At 56.8% G+C, this 14,861-nt stretch carries 13 protein-coding genes; 6 read left to right on the plus strand and 7 right to left on the minus strand.

Going from position 1 to position 14,861, the window contains the following annotated elements:
• The first annotated feature begins 2 nt into the window (after positions 1-2).
• The 3 genes from lysS (at position 3) to PGR91_RS04040 (ending at position 3,932) form a co-directional block, all read left to right on the plus strand.
• Positions 3-1,727 (plus strand): lysine--tRNA ligase, encoded by a 1,725-nt coding sequence (gene lysS / locus PGR91_RS04030; protein WP_055205542.1) that lies wholly within the window; start codon positions 3-5, stop codon positions 1,725-1,727.
• 50 nt (positions 1,728-1,777) lie between these two features.
• Positions 1,778-2,536, plus strand: coding sequence for a triose-phosphate isomerase (gene tpiA, locus PGR91_RS04035; protein ID WP_055205541.1), 759 nt, complete (start codon positions 1,778-1,780; stop codon positions 2,534-2,536).
• A gap of 106 nt (positions 2,537-2,642) precedes the next feature.
• The gene (locus tag PGR91_RS04040) at positions 2,643-3,932 is read left to right on the plus strand and encodes a hemolysin family protein (protein ID WP_101570973.1); all 1,290 of its coding nucleotides are present in this window, start codon (positions 2,643-2,645) and stop codon (positions 3,930-3,932) included.
• A gap of 92 nt (positions 3,933-4,024) precedes the next feature.
• Here PGR91_RS04040 and PGR91_RS04045 read toward each other — a convergent pair whose 3' ends face one another.
• The 6 genes from PGR91_RS04045 to bioB all read right to left on the minus strand — a co-directional run bounded on the left by PGR91_RS04045 (position 4,025) and on the right by bioB (position 10,132).
• Positions 4,025-4,324, minus strand: a complete 300-nt coding sequence (locus PGR91_RS04045) for a hypothetical protein (RefSeq protein WP_101570975.1) — start codon at positions 4,322-4,324, stop codon at positions 4,025-4,027.
• 54 nt (positions 4,325-4,378) lie between these two features.
• Positions 4,379-5,485, minus strand: a complete 1,107-nt coding sequence (gene mtnA / locus PGR91_RS04050; RefSeq protein ID WP_055205539.1) for an S-methyl-5-thioribose-1-phosphate isomerase — start codon at positions 5,483-5,485, stop codon at positions 4,379-4,381.
• A gap of 147 nt (positions 5,486-5,632) precedes the next feature.
• Positions 5,633-7,024 carry an NADPH-dependent glutamate synthase gene (gene gltA, locus PGR91_RS04055; protein WP_055205538.1) on the minus strand — a complete coding sequence of 464 codons (1,392 nt, stop codon included), beginning with the start codon at positions 7,022-7,024 and terminating at the stop codon, positions 5,633-5,635.
• Between the two features lie 66 nt (positions 7,025-7,090).
• The gene (locus PGR91_RS04060) at positions 7,091-7,975 is read right to left on the minus strand and encodes a sulfide/dihydroorotate dehydrogenase-like FAD/NAD-binding protein (RefSeq protein WP_118458055.1); all 885 of its coding nucleotides are present in this window, start codon (positions 7,973-7,975) and stop codon (positions 7,091-7,093) included.
• Positions 7,976-8,019: 44 nt separating this feature from the next.
• Complete coding sequence (locus PGR91_RS04065; RefSeq protein WP_182424124.1) at positions 8,020-9,102, minus strand: DUF1573 domain-containing protein; 1,083 nt, start codon at positions 9,100-9,102, stop codon at positions 8,020-8,022.
• A gap of 70 nt (positions 9,103-9,172) precedes the next feature.
• A complete protein-coding gene (gene bioB / locus PGR91_RS04070; RefSeq protein WP_101570981.1) occupies positions 9,173-10,132 on the minus strand; it encodes a biotin synthase BioB in 960 nt (319 codons plus the stop codon).
• A gap of 66 nt (positions 10,133-10,198) precedes the next feature.
• Between bioB and bioD the strand changes: the two genes are divergently transcribed.
• Positions 10,199-10,858, plus strand: coding sequence for a dethiobiotin synthase (gene bioD, locus PGR91_RS04075; RefSeq protein ID WP_101570982.1), 660 nt, complete (start codon positions 10,199-10,201; stop codon positions 10,856-10,858).
• 86 nt (positions 10,859-10,944) lie between these two features.
• Here bioD and PGR91_RS04080 read toward each other — a convergent pair whose 3' ends face one another.
• Positions 10,945-13,155, minus strand: coding sequence for a sodium-translocating pyrophosphatase (locus tag PGR91_RS04080; RefSeq protein ID WP_101570984.1), 2,211 nt, complete (start codon positions 13,153-13,155; stop codon positions 10,945-10,947).
• A gap of 175 nt (positions 13,156-13,330) precedes the next feature.
• Between PGR91_RS04080 and PGR91_RS04085 the strand changes: the two genes are divergently transcribed.
• On the plus strand, positions 13,331-13,876 hold the full coding sequence (locus PGR91_RS04085; RefSeq protein WP_055205532.1) for an RNA methyltransferase: 546 nt from the start codon (positions 13,331-13,333) through the stop codon (positions 13,874-13,876).
• Positions 13,877-13,976: 100 nt separating this feature from the next.
• Positions 13,977-14,792: a 3-methyl-2-oxobutanoate hydroxymethyltransferase gene (panB, locus tag PGR91_RS04090; protein ID WP_055205531.1), complete on the plus strand. Its 816-nt coding sequence runs from the start codon at positions 13,977-13,979 to the stop codon at positions 14,790-14,792.
• Positions 14,793-14,861 lie beyond the last annotated feature (69 nt).

The following is a 14,861-nucleotide window of genomic DNA, read 5'->3' on the forward strand; positions in this document are numbered from 1 at the left end:
CTATGAGCATCTCTGAACTTAGCGAACAGGAACAGATCCGGCGCAACTCGCTGGCCGAACTGCGTAAACTGGGCATAGAGCCTTACCCGGCGGCCAAATACGAAGTGACGGCGACCGCCGCGCGGATCGCTGCGGAGTACGATCCCGACAAAGGAAATTTCCAGGAGGTTTCGATTGCCGGACGGATCATGTCGCGGCGGATCATGGGAAGCGCCTCGTTTTTCGAACTGCAGGACCACACCGGCCGGATTCAGGTGTACGTCAAACGCGACGACATCTGCAACGGCGATCCCGAATCCACGCTGTACAACAAGGTTTTCAAAAAACTGCTCGATATCGGCGACATCGTCGGCATCCGGGGATTCGCCTTCATTACGAAGACCGGAGAACTGTCGGTGCATTGCAAAGAACTCACGGTACTGAGCAAATCGCTGCGCCCGCTGCCGGTCGTCAAAGAAAAGGACGGGCAGGTATACGACGCCTTCAGCGATCCGGAACTGCGTTACCGCCAACGTTATGTCGACCTGATCGTCAATCCGCAGGTACGCGAAGTATTCCTCAAACGCAGCAAGATCGTCAACACGATGCGCGCGTTTTTTAACGAGCAAGGATACGTGGAGGTCGAAACGCCGATCCTACAGTCGATTCCGGGGGGAGCTTCGGCCCGTCCGTTCGTCACGCACCACAATGCGCTGGACATCCCGCTTTACCTACGGATCGCCAACGAGCTGTACCTGAAGAAACTGATCGTCGGCGGATTCGACGGCGTATACGAATTCGGCAAGGACTTCCGCAACGAAGGTATGGACCGTACGCACAATCCGGAGTTCACCGTAATGGAGATATACGTCGCGTACAAAGATTACATCTGGATGATGGGATTCGTCGAAGAGATGCTCGAACGCGTGGCAAAAGCGTTGCACGGCAAGACCGAAGTTATGATCGACGGTCGTGAGATCAGTTTCGCCCGGCCGTTCCGCCGCGTTACGATGACCGATGCGATCCGCGAGAAAACCGGCTTCGACATCACCGGCAAGAGCGAAGGCGAGCTGCGCGAAGCCTGCAAAAAGCTGAACGTGGAAACCGACGAGACGATGGGCAAAGGCAAGCTGATCGACGCGATCTTCGGACAGTACTGCGAAGAAGATCTAATCCAGCCTACTTTCGTAACGGACTACCCGATCGATATGTCGCCGCTGTGTAAACGCCACCGCAACAACCCCGACCTGACCGAGCGGTTCGAGTTGTTCGTCAACGGCAAAGAACTGTGCAACGCTTATTCCGAGCTGAACGACCCGATCGACCAACTGGAACGCTTCCAGGAACAGTTGCGGCTCAGCGAAAAAGGCGACGACGAGGCGATGTTTATCGATATGGATTTCGTCCGAGCGCTCGAATACGGTATGCCGACCTGCTCGGGAATGGGAATAGGAATCGACCGACTGACGATGTTCATGACCGGACAGACGACGATTCAGGACGTGCTGTTCTTCCCGCAAATGCGGCCCGAAAAAGCGGCGCAGAAAGATCCGGAAGAGAAATACGCGGCGGCCGGCGTTCCGGCCGAATGGGTTCCGGTATTGCAGAAAATGGGCTTTTTGACCGTCGACGCACTGAAAAAACTGTCGGCAGGCAAGCTGTTCAACGACCTGTGCGGCTATAACAAGAAAAACAAGCTGGGACTGAAAAACCCGACTGCCGACGAAGTAAAAACGTGGGTGGAGTAACGGCAGTACCGATCAACGAAAAGACATCAAGGATTAAATACCGAAAAATTATGAGAAAGAAAGTAGTAGCAGGTAACTGGAAAATGAACACCACCCCTGCGGAAGGCGTAGAATTGTTGAAAGGCGTAGCCGCACTGAAAGGCGACGTTTGCTCGTGCGTGAACTTCATCGTAATTCCGCCGTTTACGCACCTGTCCGAGATCGTAAAGAACGCCAAAGGAACCGGCATCGCCGTCGGAGCGCAGAACTGCGCCGCCGAAGCCAAAGGCGCCTACACCGGCGAAGTTTCGGCTAAGATGATCGCTTCGCTGGGCGTGGAATACGTGATTCTCGGCCACAGCGAACGCCGCGAATATTACGGCGAAACCAGCGCTACGCTGAACAAGAAAATGGTTCAGGCCTACGAAAACAACCTGATCCCGATCTATTGCGTCGGCGAAAAACTCGAAGAACGCGAAAACGGCAAATATTTCGACGTGGTGCGCGCGCAGATCGAAGAAGTGGTTTTCAACCTGACCCCGGAACAGTTCTCGAAACTGATCATCGCTTACGAACCCGTATGGGCGATCGGAACCGGTAAAACAGCTACCGCGGAACAGGCTCAGGAAATCCATGCGTTCATCCGCAAGGTGTTGGCCGAAAAATTCGGCGACGCCGCAGCCAATACCGTGATCCTGTACGGCGGAAGCTGCAAACCGAGCAACGCTGCCGAACTTTTCGCCAAGGAAGACGTCGACGGCGGCCTGATCGGAGGCGCCGCTTTGGTAGCGTCCGACTTTATCGGCATCGGCAAAGGTTTTTCGAAATAATCTGTTACCGGATTTCAAACGAAGGGGCCGCGGTTTCGAAACCGCGGCCCCTTTGTTTTTCTGCGAAACTTGCTTATCTTAGCGCGGTAACTATTCTCATATCTGAATGGAAATTGTCATAATTATCGGGCTGATCCTTTTGAACGGCTTATTGTCGATGTCGGAAATCGCGATGGTGTCAGCCCGGAAATCCCGCCTCGAAGCGGACTCCAAAAAAGGCAGCCGGGCGGCGCGTACCGCCCTCAAATTAGCCAACAGCCCCGATACATTCTTGTCTACGATCCAGATCGGCATCACGCTGATCGGCATCTTGACGGGTCTCTATTCCGGCGAGGTGCTGGCGCAGAATTTCGGCAAAGTAATCGCAACGATCGAGCCGCTGCGGACGCACGCGGTAGCCATCGCCCAGACGCTGATCGTTGCGATCGTCACTTACCTGACGCTGATCGTCGGGGAGCTCGTCCCGAAACGAATCGGGATGCAGGCTGCCGAAAAGGTCGCCAAACTGGTGGCGCGGCCGATGAACGTACTGTCGAAAATCGCGCTGCCATTCGTATGGCTGCTGTCAAAGAGCACTTCCGGCATGCTGCGCCTGCTCGGAATCAATACGCTGGGAGAAAGCAAAGTCACCGAAGACGAGATCAAAGCGATCATCCAGGAAGGAACCGTCGGCGGCGAGATCCAGGAAGTCGAACAGGACATCGTGGAACGCGTATTCAACCTCGGCGACCGCAACGTAGGGTCGATCATGACGCACCGCAGCGAACTGGTGTGGCTGAACATCGACGCCACGAACGACGAGATCGAACAAATCGTCAAAAACAACCTGTTCAACACCTATCCGGTGGCCGACCGGAATCTCGACTCGATCGCCGGCGTAGTGTACCTCAAAGACCTGTTCGGACGGTTGGACGAAGAGGGATTCTCGCTGTCGAAAGTGATTCGCCCGGCCCAATACATTCCGGAGAACCTGAGCGTTTACAATGCGCTCGAACTGATGCGGACGACCGGCGGACGCTACGGCATCGTCACCGACGAATTCGGCAGTATCGAAGGGATCGTAACGTTCAAAGACATCATCAAGGCGCTGGTAGGCTCGATGCCCGAAGCGGGCGAAGAACAGGACATCGTCGCCCGCGACGACGGCAGTTATCTGATCGACGGACAGATCCCGTTCTACGACTTCCTCGCGTTCTTCGACCAGGAGGAACTGTACAACGAATTCAATTACAACACGCTCAGCGGGCTGATCCTCGAAGAGCTGGAACATATCCCGCAAACCGGCGAAAAGCTTTCGTGGCGCAATTTCAACTTCGAGATCGTGGATATGGATGCGGCCCGAATCGACAAAGTCCTCGTATCCATGAAACCGGCTGCGAACGGCGAACCGGCATAACATAACGTCGGAATCGGAACAAGAAACCGGCAAAACAAGAAGCGGGGCGGAGAACCAAAATTTTCCGCCCCGCTTTTCAATACCGGAATAATTTACCTGCCCAGCGCTTTCAGACCGGCCATCATCCCCATGATCGACGAGAAGAAAATGATCCACATCGCGATCGCAATCGCGATCCAGATCAAAGACGCCTTACAGTAATTGGCTTTCGTCTTGTTAACCCCGCCGCCGAAAGCCCAGACGAACAGCATCACGATATTAACCAGCGGAATCGCGAGTATCAGCATGACCAACATCCATTCGCCCACCGAGACGACGGGCGTTTGTTCTGCGGGTTGTTGTTGCACCGGAACGTTCTGCACCGGATTTCCATGATCGTCCAATATTTCCATAGCATGAAGTTTTAAAGGGCTCGTTCAACCATCTTCTTGTTTTCTGAAATAACCTTATTCCTCCGTTTTCGAACCGGTCTCGGCGGAGTCCTTTTCCTCCTCCCCGAACCACCGTTCGAACGTTTCGTTGTACGGGGCACGGGCGATTCCGCGTTCCGTAACGATCGCCGTGATCAGGTTGGCCGGGGTCACGTCGAAAGCCGGATTGTAGACTTTGACATCGTCCGGAGCCATACGCCGGGCATACCACATGTCGGTCACCTCTTCCGATCCGCGCTCCTCGATGACGATCGCATTCCCGTCCGGACAGCGCCGGTCGATCGTCGACGTAGGCCCCAGCACGTAGAACGGAATCCCGTAATGCCGCGCCATGATCGCCAGTCCCGACGTACCGACCTTATTAGCCGTATCCCCGTTCATCGCGATCCGGTCGCAACCGACGATAACCGCCTGTACCCAGCCTTTCCGCATCACTACGGAAGCCATGTTATCGCATATCAGCGTGATATCGACTCCGGCGTAACGCAACTCGTAAGCGGTCAGGCGCGCGCCTTGTAGCAACGGACGCGTTTCGTCGGCATACACTTTGAAATTATAACCCTGCTGCTGCCCCAAATAGACCGGAGCCAAAGCCGTTCCGTATTCCGAAACCGCCAAATGACCGGCATTGCAGTGCGTCAGTATCCCCATTCCGGGACGCAACAGCGATAGAGCGTACACGCCGATCCGGTGACACGAGGCGGCATCTTCGTCCCGAATCGCCAGAGCTTCGCGCAGCATTTGCCGTTTAATCCTGGAAACGGGCAGTTCCCGGTTGCGTAGTACGCACCGTTCCATCCGCTCCAACGCTGCCGACAGGTTCACCGCCGTCGGACGGGACGATTCGAAATAATCGCGGATTTCGACGAACCCCTTGTAAAAGTCATCGAACTTCCTCGCACGCAGCGATTTGCAACACACGTAAATCCCGTAAGCCGCCGTAATGCCGATCGCCGGCGCACCGCGAACCTTCAACCGGTGAATAGCGTCCCATACCGCTTCCTTCGTCGATAGCGACAGGTAAACTTTCTCACCGGGCAGGCTCGTCTGATCCAGAATGATAACGGCATTCGCCTCTACATCCAGCCGGACCGCCTGCAAATCGGTAAACAATTGTCCCATGATTCAGTTTTCAAGTCCTCACACAAAGTTATATTTTTTCGCTATAACCTGCAAACGCCGCAACGATTCTTCCTACCCGATACTTCAAAAAGACATTCGGACGCATATTTGCGTCCGAATATCCCATTCGATTCCCAGAGCACCGGATCAGACCTTGCCTTGAAGGTACCGGTCGATCGCTTTGGCGGCCCGACGACCCGCGCCCATGGCGAGAATCACCGTCGCCGCACCGGTCACAGTGTCCCCGCCGGCAAAAATACCTTCGCGGGACGTCTGTCCCCGCTCGTCGTCGGCCACGATACAGCCGCGCCGGTTGGTCTCCAAACCGTGCGTGGTCGATGCGATTAGCGGGTTCGGCGAGGTCCCGAGCGCCATAATCACCACGTCGCACTCGATATCGAACTCCGAGCCCTCGATTTCGATCGGAGAACGGCGCCCCGACTGATCGGGTTCGCCGAGTTCCATCCGCACGCAGCGGATTCCCCGCACCCAGCCTTTGTCGTCGCCGAGTACCTCGACCGGATTGGTCAGCATCTGAAAAGCGATCCCTTCCTGTTTGGCGTGATGCACCTCTTCGACGCGCGCCGGAAGCTCCGTTTCACTGCGGCGGTAGACGATATGCGCATCGGCGCCGAGACGAGCCGCCGTCCGAACGGCGTCCATCGCGACGTTACCGCCTCCGACCACCACGACCCGTTGGCCGACATAGATCGGCGTATCGTAACGATCGTCGTAAGCCTTCATCAGATTCGCCCGGGTCAAAAATTCGTTCGCCGAAACCACCCCGTTCAGGTTCTCGCCGGGAATACCCATAAAACGCGGCAGTCCCGCGCCCGACCCGATGAACACGGCCGAATAGCCTTCTTCGTCGAGCAGCGAATCGACCGTCACGGTACGTCCTACGATCACGTCGGTTTCGATCTCGACGCCCAGCTTCAATACGTTCTCAATCTCTTTGGCCACGACCTTTTCTTTCGGCAGGCGGAATTCGGGAATTCCGTATTGAAGCACGCCGCCGGCCTTATGCAGCGCTTCGAAAATCTTGACGCCGTATCCCATTTTAGCCAGGTCGGAAGCGCAGGCCAGACCGGCCGGGCCGCTGCCGACGACGGCCACTTTTTTACCGTTGGGCGCAGCCGTCGCAACCGCTTCGCCGCCGTTGGCAATGCTCCAGTCGCCGACGAAACGTTCCAGTTTGCCGATCGCGACCGGCTCGCCCTTGATACCGAGGATGCAGGAGCCTTCGCACTGACTTTCCTGCGGGCATACGCGCCCGCACACCGACGGCAGCGAACTGTCCTGACCGATGATGCGCGCAGCTTCGGCGAAATCGCCCTTGACAACCTGCTCGATAAACTTCGGTATTTGCAACGAAACGGGGCAGTGCTCTACGCAACGCGGCTTTTTACAATCCAGACAACGGCTCGCTTCGAGCTGAGCCTCCTGAAGGTCGTAACCGTAACAAACCTCCTCGAAATTGGTGACCCGCACTTTCGGGTCCTGCTCCCGAACGGGAACACGGGGTATTTTATTTGCCATTTTTTATTCTGAAAACAATTGCTCCGGCCACGGCGGCCGGAATACCGTTCGATCGTCCGGGGAGACCTACCGGTCGAGCCCCACCTTGCAGACATGCCCTTCGGCACGCTCCTGCTCTATTTTCGCCTTGCGGCTTTCGATGGTCTTGTACATGCCTTGACGGCGCATCGCTTCGTCGAAATCGACCTCGTGCCCGTCGAACTCCGGGCCGTCCACGCACGTGAAGCGCGTCTTGCCGCCGACCGTTACCCGGCAGGCCCCGCACATGCCCGTACCGTCGACCATCAGCGTATTCAGGCTGACGATCGTCTTCAGACCGTACTGCTTCGTCGTCTTGGCCACGAACTTCATCATAATCATCGGACCGATGGCGATCACTTCGTCATAGCGTTTCCCCTGCTTATCGATCAGGTCGCGCATCAGGTCGGTCACCATGCCGTGAAAACCGGCGCTACCGTCGTCGGTAGCGATATATACGTTTCCGGCAACCTGCTTCATCATGTCGACGAAAATCAGCGTATCCTTATTCTTGGCGCCGATAATCACATCGGCTTTGATCCCATGCTGCGAGAGCCATTTGACCTGCGGATAGACGGGGGCCGTCCCGACGCCGCCGGCGATGAACAGTATCTTCCGCGAACGCAGCGTTTCGATATCTTCGTGCACGAAATCCGACGGCCGGCCCAGCGGGCCCGCGAAATCGGCCAGTTCGTCGCCCGGATTCATAGCGCACAACTTCGTCGTCGAATAACCCACCGTCTGCGTTACGATGGTTACCCACCCCTCCGCCGCATCGTAATCGGCGATGGTCAGCGGGATACGTTCCCCCTTTTCGTCCAGTCGCAGGATGATGAACTGCCCCGGCTTTGCCGAACAGGCGACACGCGGAGCCGCAATGTCCATCCGGTAAATATTGGGCGCGAGCAGCTCCTTTTTAATGATTTTATACATTTCCGTTTGTTTGGTTTAGGTCTTTATCTTCCGATTTAAAAAATTTATTCCGCAATGTTCGCCGCCAGCCGGATTTCGCGCATCGGCCGCGACGGATCGTTGACGATCAATACGATATGATCCATCAGCTTCCCGGCGGGGGCGCCTTTCGTATTCAGCATAACGCTGAACGTGACGCTCTCGCCCGGGGCGATCTCCCGTTCGGGATCGAGCGTCGTGGACATGCGCTGTCCCAATTTCATATCGCGGAAAACCAGCGGCTCTTTTCCGTCGTTGGTCAGCGTAAAGTCGCGGCGCAGTTCCCCGGCCGCCTTTTGATTGCCGAAATGGTAGTACTGGGACGAAAAAGCCGCTTTCGGAGCCCGCTCCAATTCGGCGGCCGTCAACGACGAGAAATCGTCCGTAGCGATTCCGGTAGCCGAAAATTCGGTATCGGCGAGCTCGTCGTTCACCATCAGCGAAAAAGCGCCGGAAAGAACTCCCCACACGTCGCAGTCGCGCAAGTCGTAAGTGACCGTCAGAACGCCTTTCTGCTTCGGTTCGATCCGGGTGGCGGACAAAGCTACGTCCAGGTAGGGTTTCGTTTTCGGATAGACGACCGTCATGTTGAGCGGACGCTCCGTATCGTTATAGTATTCGATGGTTTTCGCTTTGATCGAACCGCGCGGCACATATCCCAGATTCACCGTACGGGTCGCCAGCCGCAGCGCGCCGGCCCGAACGGGGTACAACTCGCCGACCTCCTGCGGACGCGGGGTCACCTCGCCGGTAATGCTGATGACATTACGCCCCCCTCCGCTGCTTTGAATCGTGATGTCTTTGCGGAAAGCGCCCGGACGTCCCTCCGGGTTGTAGGCGATCCGGATCGTTCCGCGGCCTCCGGGACGTACCGGTTCCCGACTGTACTGCGGCGTCGTACAACCGCACGTCACCGTCACTTTTTCGATCACGACCGGCGATTTCCCTTTGTTCTCGAATTCGAACTCGTGCGACACCGCTCCGTCCGCCTCCCGGATCGTTCCGAAATTCCACACCTGCTGCGGAAATTCCAATACGGAATTTTGGGCGGGAAGCATTCCCGTCCACAAACAACCCAGCAATATCAACCCTATTTTCCAGCTTTTCATCGGTTCGGACGATCGGTGCGCAAAATTAAGCATTTCCCGCGAAATTCGCAATTCAGGCGCATAACGGACGTTACACCTCGAATCCGCACCGGATAAACATCCGTTTATCGGTTTCGATATCCGATCCGGTCGTAGTCAGCATATCTCCGACGATCAGCGCGCTCACGCCGCACTGCAACAACCGCTCTTCGAGATGCTTGATCCGCGTACGGCCGCCGGCCAGCCGGATAGCCGCTTCGGGATTGAGGATCCGCATGACGGCCACCGCCCGAACGATTTCCGAATCGGTCAGCGGCGGCGCCCCGGCAAGCCGCGTTCCGGGAATCGGATTCAACACGTTGACGGGAATCGAAACCGCCCCGGTCTGCCGCAGCGCGATGGCAAATTCGACGCGTTGCTCCTCGCTCTCGCCCATGCCGATGATCCCGCCGCTGCATATCTCCAGGCCGGCTTCCCGCGCCCACCCGATCGTCCGCAGCTTCTCGGCCACCGTATGCGTCGAGCAAAGTTTCGGAAAATAGGACGGGGCCGTTTCGAGGTTGCAGTGGTAACGCCGCACGCCGCTCTCTTTGAGCCGGCGCATTTGTTCCAGGTTCAGCAACCCGAGCGACGCGCAAAGCGAAACGGACACCTCGGAGCCGATCCGGCGATAGATCGCGCAGATCCGGTCGGTATCGGCATCGGAAAGCGTCCGACCGCTGGTTACCAGCGAAAAGCGCTTCACGCCCTTGCGTGCATTGCCGGCCGCCTCTTCGACCGCTTCCCTGGCTCCTACCAGCGGATAGACCTCGACTTCCGTTTTATGAAATTTCGACTGAGCGCACCACTTGCAGTCCTCGCTGCAACGGCCGCTGCGGGCGTTCATTATCGAACACATGTCGATCGTTTTCCCCTGATAGCGCGTGCGCAACGCATGAGCCAACGCGCACAGTTCCGTTTCCGGAGTCGTTCTCAGCAATTCCAGCGCTTCGTCGTATCCCAGACGATACCCCTGTTCGATTCTCTCTTTCAGACGACCGATCATTTCCATCCCATTTTATTTGCTTGTTATCTGCAAAGGTACTACATTTGATCTGAATTTTACGTTTCCCCTTTTATGAAAAAAGTATATTTCGTCACCGGCATCGACACCGATGCCGGCAAAAGCATCGTTACCGGAGTTCTCGCGCGCGATTGGGCCGGACGGGGCCGGCGCGTCGTCACCCAAAAATTCATCCAGACCGGCTGCCCCGGACTGTCGGAAGACATCGAAACCCACCGCCGGATCATGGGAACCGGGCTGTTGCCGGAAGACCTCGACGGCACGACCTGTCCGATCGTCTTCACCTACCCGGCCTCGCCGCACCTGGCGGCTGCGATCGATTCCCGCAGGATCGATCTGTCGCTGATCGGGAAATGCACCGAAAAACTGCTTGAAAAATACGACGTCGTCCTGCTCGAAGGAGCCGGCGGGCTATTCGTTCCGTTGGAAGGGCTGTACAATACGATCGATTACGTCGCCGAGCGTCGGCTGCCGGTCATACTGGTCACCTCGCCGCGACTCGGCAGCATCAACCATACGCTGCTGAGTCTCGAAGCGTGCCGCAACCGGAATATCGAAGTCGCCAAAGTGGTCTACAACCTCTATCCACCGACCGACGCGCCGATCACGGACGGCACGCGGGATTACCTGAAAACGTACCTGCGGGAGTTTCATCCGCAGGCCCGGTGGCTGGAGGTAAACGACCGGTACGAAGTATCGGAAGGAAGCCTTTGAACTGCGGTTCGTCCCGCGCACGAACAATACGAAAGGCTCCGGTTGCTGACCGGAGCCTTTTATTTACTGTCACAAACGGAAACCGCCTAAAGCAAATGCATCGAAACGGTCAAGCCGGCCACCACGATCGAAACCATACTCATCAGTTTGATCAGGATGTTCAGCGACGGGCCGGACGTATCCTTGAACGGATCGCCCACCGTATCGCCCACGACCGTAGCTTTATGGTTGTCGGAACCCTTGCCGCCGAAATTACCTTCCTCGATAAATTTCTTGGCATTGTCCCAAGCCCCGCCCGAATTGGCCATGAACACGGCCAGCACGAATCCGGCGCTCAGGCTGCCGATCAGCAGCCCCATCACCCCGGCCACGCCGAAAATGAAGCCGACCAGAATCGGAACGACGATCGCTATAATCGACGGGAACAGCATTTCGCGCTGGGCCCCTTTGGTCGAAATAGCGACGCAACGCGCATAATCCGGAGTCGCCTTGCCTTCGAGAATACCTTTGATTTCCCGGAACTGGCGGCGCACCTCCTCGACCATACTCTGCGCGGCGCGGCCGACGGCGTTCATCGTAAGTCCGCAGAACAGGAACGCCATCATCGCGCCGATAAAGGCGCCGACCAGCACGTTCGGATTCATCAGAGTCACCTGAAAATAGTCCATCATATCCAGGATATTGGCGTCGGCAATGGCTTTGGTCGTACCGTCGGCCAGTTGCAGGGTCGTCTCCCCGATGTGCTGCATCCCGATCTTGACCTCTTCGATATAGGAAGCCAGCAGCGCCAACGCCGTCAGCGCGGCCGAACCGATCGCGAACCCTTTACCGGTGGCGGCCGTCGTATTACCGAGCGCATCCAGCGCATCGGTGCGTTTGCGCACATCCGGATCGAGTCCGCTCATTTCGGCGTTACCGCCCGCATTGTCGGCGATCGGGCCGTAAGCGTCGGTCGCCAGCGTAATCCCGAGCGTAGAGAGCATCCCCACCGCCGCGATACCGATCCCATAAAGCCCTTTGCTGATGTTCTCGGCCGAAATCATGTGCTGCACGTCGAAATTGATCGCGCACAGGAAGGCGAGGATGATCGCTACCGCAATCGTGATTACCGGGATCGCCGTCGAGATCATACCCATTCCGATTCCGGAAATGATTACCGTCGCTGGTCCCGTTTCAGAGCTTTTGGCTATCTTCTGAGTCGGTTTATAAGAGTGGGAAGTATAATATTCGGTAGACTGCCCGATGATGATACCGGCCAGCAGGCCGACGATCACCGAAAACGAAATCCCGAGCCAGTTGTCGATCTGTAACACGTACAGTATCCCGAACGTACAGATAGCGATCAGCACCGAGCTGACGTTGACGCCGATGCCCAGCGCGCCGAGCAACTGTTTCATCGTAGCCCCCTCTTTCGTCCGCACGAGGAAAATACCGATCACCGACAACAGGATGCCCACCGCCGCGATCAACATCGGAGCCAGCACGGCCTGCATCTGCATACCGCTGCTCGCGAAGGCGGCTGCGCCCAGTGCGGCCGTCGCGAGAATCGAGCCGCAGTAACTTTCGTACAGGTCGGCGCCCATACCGGCCACGTCGCCCACGTTATCGCCTACGTTGTCGGCGATCGTAGCGGGGTTGCGCGGATCGTCTTCCGGAATCCCGGCTTCCACCTTACCGACCAGGTCGGCGCCCACGTCGGCCGCTTTGGTATAAATACCTCCTCCCACGCGGGCGAACAGCGCTTGCGTCGAAGCCCCCATCCCGAACGTCAGCATGGTCGTCGTGATAATCATCAGCTTTTGCGTCCCGGTGGCGTCGATGAAATGATTCAGGATCAGGTACCACACCGAAATATCCAACAGACCGAGTCCTACGACGACCAGTCCCATCACGGCTCCGCTGCGGAAAGCGACTTTCAGCCCCTTATTCAGCGATTGGCTGGCGGCATGGGCCGTACGCGCCGAAGCGAACGTCGCCGTACGCATCCCGATAAAACCCGCCAGCCCGGAAAACAAGCCGCCGGTCAGGAACGCGAACGGCACCCACGGATTCTGCACACCGAGGCCATAGGCAAGAAACGCAAAGAACAACACGAGGATCAGAAATACGATCGCAACCACCCGGTACTGTTGCCGGAGGTAGGCCATCGCCCCTTTACGGACGTGCGCGGCGATCTCTTTCATACGGGGAGTGCCTTCGCTCTCTTTCATCATCGAGCGGAAAAAGTGCCATGCGAAGCCCAACGCTATCAGCGAGGCGACCGGCACGAGCCAGAAAATAAGTGGTGTGTTACTCATAACGGTTAATAGTATTAGATTATCTGAATTTTTATGAAAATTTCCGATACTCTTCAGTCCGCCGTTTTTCAGACCCGTTACGCACCAAACCGTTTCGTCGAACGAACAAAATTGCTCAAAGTTAATAAATTATTTTAAGATAAACTATCTTTGCAGCGGATATTCAATCGAAAATATGCGTAAAATTTCAAATCAGGAATTGGGGCGTCCTTCGGCCGAAGCGTTCGCTGCGATGGAAAAATGTCCCGTCACGGTCGTGCTGGACGACGTGCGTAGCGGCAATAACACAGGCTCTTTTTTCCGCACCGGCGACGCTTTCGCCATCGAACGGCTCTGCCTGTGCGGGATCACCGGCACCCCGCCCGACCGGGAGATCCACAAGACCGCGCTGGGAGCCGAAACGACCGTAGAGTGGACGTATTTCCGGGATGCCGCGGATGCGGTGAACGAACTGAAAGCGCAGGGGTATACGATCCTGGCCGTCGAACAGGTCGAAGGCGCCGTCATGTTGGACGACTGGCGTTACAAGCCCGAAAAGCGCTATGCGTTGGTTTTCGGCAACGAAGTGAACGGGGTACGGCAGCAGGTAGTCGACTTGTGCGACGGAGCCATCGAGATCCCGCAGCGGGGAACCAAACATTCGCTGAACGTCTCGGTATCGGGCGGCGTGGTGCTGTGGGAAGTTTTCCGGCAATGGAGGGCATCGAAAGCGGCACAGTAACCGGCGGCGACACGGAAACGAAGTCCGTTCGAAAAAACGAAAAATCGTTGCCCGTTGCAAATTATAATTTTACATTTGCCCTGTCTAAACTGTGAAAATTATGTCGACAGATAATAAAACGCGGGTCGTGACCACCTACCGCCTGCAGGAGATGAAAAGCCGCGGGGAAAAAATAGCCATGTTGACCGCCTACGATTATTCGATGGCGCGGATCGTGGACAGCGCCGGCGTGGACGTGGTGCTGGTCGGCGATTCGGCCGCCAACGTAATGGCCGGTTACGAAACCACCGTGCCGATGTCGCTCGAACACATGATCTATCACGCCCGTAGCGTAACCCGGGCCGTCAAACGAGCGCTGGTCGTGGTGGACATGCCGTTCGGAACCTATCAGGGCAATTCGAAGGAAGCCCTCGCCTCGGCCGTTCGGATCATGAAGGAGTCCGAAGCCGACGCCATCAAACTGGAAGGGGGCGAAGAGATCCTTGAGTCGGTACAGCGCATCCTTTGCGCCGGAATTCCGGTCATGGGACACCTGGGACTTACCCCGCAGTCGATCCATAAATACGGCACCTACAGCGTCCGGGCCAAAGAGGAAGCCGAAGCCCGAAAGCTGATCCGCGACGCGCACCTGCTCGAAGCGGTCGGCTGCTTCGGAATCGTCCTCGAAAAAATCCCTGCGACGCTCGGCGCGCAGGTCGCCTCGGAACTGAAAATCCCGCTGATCGGCATCGGGGCCGGAAACGGCGTCGACGGACAAGTGCTGGTGATTCACGACATGCTGGGGATCAACAACGAATTTTCGCCGCGTTTCCTCCGCCGCTACGCCGACCTGTATTCGGTTATGACGGACGGGGTGAGCCGTTACGTGTCGGACGTCAAAAGCGGCGATTTCCCGAACGAAAAGGAGCAGTACTGATCGTTCCATCCATTCCCGCCGCATAGATCAAACGGCGCGTTTTTATGCAAAGCCACGATCGAAACGATC

Source organism: Candidatus Alistipes pullistercoris (genome assembly GCF_027665465.1).
Taxonomy (GTDB): Bacteria; Bacteroidota; Bacteroidia; order Bacteroidales; family Rikenellaceae; genus Alistipes_A; species Alistipes_A hominis.

Excerpts from the sequence above, each read along its gene's own strand:
- lysS (WP_055205542.1), top strand. The coding sequence starts at position 3 with ATGAGCATCTCTGAACTTAGCGAACAGGAACAGATCCGGCGCAACTCG.
- tpiA (WP_055205541.1), top strand. The coding sequence starts at position 1,778 with ATGAGAAAGAAAGTAGTAGCAGGTAACTGGAAAATGAACACCACCCCT.
- PGR91_RS04040 (WP_101570973.1), top strand. The coding sequence starts at position 2,643 with ATGGAAATTGTCATAATTATCGGGCTGATCCTTTTGAACGGCTTATTG.
- PGR91_RS04045 (WP_101570975.1), bottom strand. The coding sequence starts at position 4,324 with ATGGAAATATTGGACGATCATGGAAATCCGGTGCAGAACGTTCCGGTG.
- mtnA (WP_055205539.1), bottom strand. The coding sequence starts at position 5,485 with ATGGGACAATTGTTTACCGATTTGCAGGCGGTCCGGCTGGATGTAGAG.
- gltA (WP_055205538.1), bottom strand. The coding sequence starts at position 7,024 with ATGGCAAATAAAATACCCCGTGTTCCCGTTCGGGAGCAGGACCCGAAA.
- PGR91_RS04060 (WP_118458055.1), bottom strand. The coding sequence starts at position 7,975 with ATGTATAAAATCATTAAAAAGGAGCTGCTCGCGCCCAATATTTACCGG.
- PGR91_RS04065 (WP_182424124.1), bottom strand. The coding sequence starts at position 9,102 with ATGAAAAGCTGGAAAATAGGGTTGATATTGCTGGGTTGTTTGTGGACG.
- bioB (WP_101570981.1), bottom strand. The coding sequence starts at position 10,132 with ATGGAAATGATCGGTCGTCTGAAAGAGAGAATCGAACAGGGGTATCGT.
- bioD (WP_101570982.1), top strand. The coding sequence starts at position 10,199 with ATGAAAAAAGTATATTTCGTCACCGGCATCGACACCGATGCCGGCAAA.
- PGR91_RS04080 (WP_101570984.1), bottom strand. The coding sequence starts at position 13,155 with ATGAGTAACACACCACTTATTTTCTGGCTCGTGCCGGTCGCCTCGCTG.
- PGR91_RS04085 (WP_055205532.1), top strand. The coding sequence starts at position 13,331 with ATGCGTAAAATTTCAAATCAGGAATTGGGGCGTCCTTCGGCCGAAGCG.
- panB (WP_055205531.1), top strand. The coding sequence starts at position 13,977 with ATGTCGACAGATAATAAAACGCGGGTCGTGACCACCTACCGCCTGCAG.